We start from the raw sequence: 3,479 nt of genomic DNA, 5'->3' as shown, positions 1-3,479 counted from the left end.
GATCAAGGCCGATCCTTTTGATTTCCATGGCATGCACCCTCCTGTTTGCCTTTCCAAGATACACCGCCCGAGGTCGGCGGGGTCCATACCATTGCTCCTGCATAGCAAGACATTTTTGATCTGATTTGTGCATTTGTCAGAAGCAGTCATGTGTCCGGCCTGTTTGTGCGGTTTTGACCGCTGGCCCTGATGGGTTCCGCAAACCAAGTCCCTTACAGCTTAGCGGGCTATGTCGCCCGGGACCTTCGGCGGGGTGTCTTGGTTTTGGCGGCAGACTTATGCACCATCATCTCGCGGGTCTTGCTAACTCGTTGTGCTTCCTCCTTTAGGCCGTGTGCGGCGTATATGGTTCGTTGCGGGTCAGAACGGCCCAGACGATCCGAGCGGTCTTGTTGGCCATGGCGACAGTCGCCAAGCGCGCAGGTTTCCTCTCCAGCAGCGATATCAGCCACTTACTTGCGCGTTCTGGGTACGACTTGGTCTGTCGGACGAGCGATGTCATGCCAACAACGAGTAATGATCGTAAGTATTGATCACCCATTTTTGTAATGCGACCAAGCTTCTCTTTGCCGCCGCTGGATTTGTTCGCAGGCGTCAGGCCGAGCCATGCTGCAAACTCGCGGCCATTGCTGAACTGATGACCATCCCCAATGCTGGCGATGATTGCCGAGGCAGTCACAGCGCCGACGCCCGGTATGGTGCGCAACAAGCGGACCCGCGCATCTTCCTTGGCGACCAGCTTAAGACTACAGTTGCGGATGGAGGCGACGTTTCCGATGAGCGATGGCGGCGGCGGTTTGGTGTTCGCGGCGCCATCGCGACCAATCCCAGATGAAGGCGACGGTCAGTATTGGCCGCAGCAAGAGGCGAGCGATCAGGTGACGGATTTCCGCTGTGGTCAGGGTATTTCGAAGCCTGAAGATCACGCTGCTTCCGGCTGACCCCGCGGACTCGTTTTGTTCGGTTTGCTGAATGCCGTGCGACGCTGATCAGCGCTGAGGTGTGAGAGAAACGCGGCAGCGGCCATCACCAGACGCATGTGTCGATGCCATCCGTGCCAGGAGCGGGCCTCGCAATGATCAAGACCGAGATCATCCTTGGCGCGCAGGAAGCATTCCTCGATGGTCCAGCGCAATCCGGCGGCAGCCGCCAGTTCCGGTAGCGTCGCATCCGAGCGGGCATAAGCGAAGTAATACGCGATGGCCTGCGGGTCACGCAGGCTGCGACGGGCAAGCAGCCAACGGGAAAACCCTGTCCCGGCCGTATGGTTGATTGGCACCCGAACCCAGTCATAGAGCCTGTGTCCCTTGGCACCTTCGCCCGCGCTGAGCGCCTGCCAATCCTCGGGTGGCAGCTCTGCGATCATTGTGGCGGGGTCGGTCTGAACGAGGTGCCACTCCTCGAGAAACCGCAAGCTGTGGGTCGAACGCACGGCCAGAACATAAGGCTGCTCACGTGTCTCCAGCATCCGGCGAAACCGGGAATCGGACCCGTAGACCGCATCGGCCAGCACGAAGGCACAGGGCGTGCCCTCGTCCAGCAGGTTTGCTATCATCTCGCTTGCCATGGCGGGTTTGGTGGCGAAGGCCACGTCTTCCGGCACATGCGCCTTGGCGCGGCGGTCGGGGTCATTTGCCCAGGCTTTGGGAAGATAAAGCCGCCGATCAATCAACGCATGGCCCCAGCGGCTGGCATAGCTCGCGAACACGCCGATCTGGCAGTTCTCGATCCGCCCCGCCGTGCCGGAATACTGCCGAGCGACGCCGACGGAATGTGTACCCTTTTTCAGAAACCCGGTCTCATCCACGACCAGCACGCCGTCCGGGTCGCCAAGCGCCTCAATCGCATAGCTCCGAACCCGCTCGCAGAGCGTATCTGCCGACCAGGATGACCTGCCCAGCAAAGACTGGATCCGATAGGGTCGCGCCAACCCAGCCTCTTCCGCAAGCATCCAGCCCGTCTTGCGCTCCACACCGGACAAAAGGCCGTCAATGAACACCCCAGCGGAGCCAATTTGCTCGGAACGTTTGAACACAGGGGCGATGAATTCTTTCAAGCCAGCAAGCGCATGCGACCAATCCGAAACGCAGCCCGCCCAATCCGAAACAGTCATGACACATCCTCCCATCTTTGGGAAAGATGAATCAGAAATCTACAACAAGCGCAACTGTAGTACTAAGCACCGTGTCATCGCTGACCCCAAGGCCCAAACGGTGCAAGAGCCGCTCGGCAGGCCGCCCGCCGGTCGCATGCCCAAGATGACTGACAATCTCCCCGACACGCGAGGTGCGCCGCGCAAACGGACGCGCAACCGAGGCGATCTGGTCCGAGAACGTCCGGCGCGGACAAGCGGGCGCCAAACATCGCCAGCGGCAAACCCAGAGAGCCACCGTAACCCCGTCTCCATGGGCGGGATAATCCTGCAGCCGCCGACGCCGCCAGCCGTGACGACGTCGCGAATGCAATCCACAGTCTGGGCAGATGCCATTTGGTGCCAGATTGCCGGATACAATCCACCCCCCGGAATCACTTCGCTCAACACTTTGAACCAAAACTTCGCTCCCGGGCGACCAGTGCTTCTTCGAACTCACGCCTATCCCTCCTGAATCATCCCGTTTCAGGATAGTGGCGCCACACAGATTGAGGCAGAACCAGGTTCGGTGCAAATGGACTTATCTGTACCGCGCAGTTGATCGCAACGGGCAACCCCTTGATTTTATGCTGTCAGAACGCCGAAATACTTCTGCTGCACGGCGGTTCTTTAAGTGTGCAGTTGGTACAAATGGCATCCCCGATCGCATTGCCATCGACAAAAGCGGTGCCAATTCGGCTGGCCAGCAAAGTCTCAATGTTATCCTCAGATTCACGGGAACTGGCCGGATCATCGGGATCGTTCAATCAGTTTCAAATCGGGCTCTAAGCTCGACTTTGTGCATTATGCGGCGAAGCATAACGCCTCTGCCATGCGCACGATGCGGTCGGGCGGGATTTTTTGGTGTTTCCGGTCTGGCGGCGAGTGTTGGAAAATGTCTCCGACCCAGAGAGTAAGACGGACGGCGCCGATCGCGTCGGAGAAGGTTAGGCTGGTCTTGCGATACCAGGCTGCGGCGTATGGGGTGCTGGATGAGTTCAGCAGATCGCAGGCCCACAGCGAGATGAGGCTGTAGAGGCCGCGCAATGCGGGCGTTGTTCGTGCGATTGCCTTGTCGGACCATTGCCGCTGGGTTTCGACGCCGAGATGTGCCCGGGTTTCTGCAAAGGTGACTTCGACCTGTCAACAGCGAACGAAGAGTGCGATGATGTCGGCGGGCGCATGGGCGGTGTCGGTACTGAAGAAGGCCTGCGGGTCGCGCTTGCCCTCGGGGTCTCTGACAAGCACCCAGCTGTCGCTTTGCCTTTAAATCTGAGACATGGCGCTTTGAGCGTCGAGTTTTGTCCTTAACTGTGAGATTCGGCTGTCTTTGGTCCTGTGCTTCTGG

The 3,479-nt window shown here is 59.1% G+C and carries 3 protein-coding genes and 2 pseudogenes; 2 read left to right on the top strand and 3 right to left on the bottom strand.

Features of this window, described 5'->3' with window-relative positions; translation table 11 throughout:
* Positions 1–325: 325 nt before the first annotated feature.
* A pseudogene (locus tag ACSSV4_RS23010) lies at positions 326–709 on the bottom strand (IS110 family transposase); the annotation flags it as partial.
* Between ACSSV4_RS23010 and ACSSV4_RS23005 the strand changes: the two are divergent.
* The gene (locus ACSSV4_RS23005) at positions 651–941 is read left to right on the top strand and encodes a hypothetical protein (protein ID WP_175544774.1); all 291 of its coding nucleotides are present in this window, start codon (positions 651–653) and stop codon (positions 939–941) included. The pseudogene ACSSV4_RS23010 and the gene ACSSV4_RS23005 sit on opposite strands and share 59 nt — an antisense overlap.
* On the opposite strand, the gene ACSSV4_RS23000 is transcribed toward ACSSV4_RS23005, so the two are convergent.
* Together ACSSV4_RS23000 and ACSSV4_RS22995 are read right to left on the bottom strand one after the other, a co-directional pair.
* The gene (locus ACSSV4_RS23000) at positions 923–2,113 is read right to left on the bottom strand and encodes an IS701 family transposase (protein ID WP_093037081.1); all 1,191 of its coding nucleotides are present in this window, start codon (positions 2,111–2,113) and stop codon (positions 923–925) included. The genes ACSSV4_RS23005 and ACSSV4_RS23000 overlap by 19 nt on opposite strands.
* Positions 2,114–2,144: 31 nt before the next feature.
* A complete protein-coding gene (locus tag ACSSV4_RS22995; RefSeq protein WP_425439281.1) occupies positions 2,145–2,591 on the bottom strand; it encodes a transposase family protein in 447 nt (148 codons plus the stop codon).
* 73 nt (positions 2,592–2,664) lie between these two features.
* Between ACSSV4_RS22995 and ACSSV4_RS22990 the strand changes: the two are divergent.
* Positions 2,665–2,898, top strand: a pseudogene (locus ACSSV4_RS22990) (DDE-type integrase/transposase/recombinase); the annotation flags it as partial.
* Between the last annotated feature and the right edge of the window lie 581 nt (positions 2,899–3,479).

Source organism: Roseovarius sp. MBR-154 (assembly GCF_053628595.1).
This window is presented reverse-complemented; position numbering and strand designations above follow the sequence as displayed.

Coding starts and splice junctions, on each gene's coding strand:
- ACSSV4_RS23005 (WP_175544774.1), top strand. CDS start 651: ATGCTGGCGATGATTGCCGAGGCAGTCACAGCGCCGACGCCCGGTATG.
- ACSSV4_RS23000 (WP_093037081.1), bottom strand. CDS start 2,113: ATGACTGTTTCGGATTGGGCGGGCTGCGTTTCGGATTGGTCGCATGCG.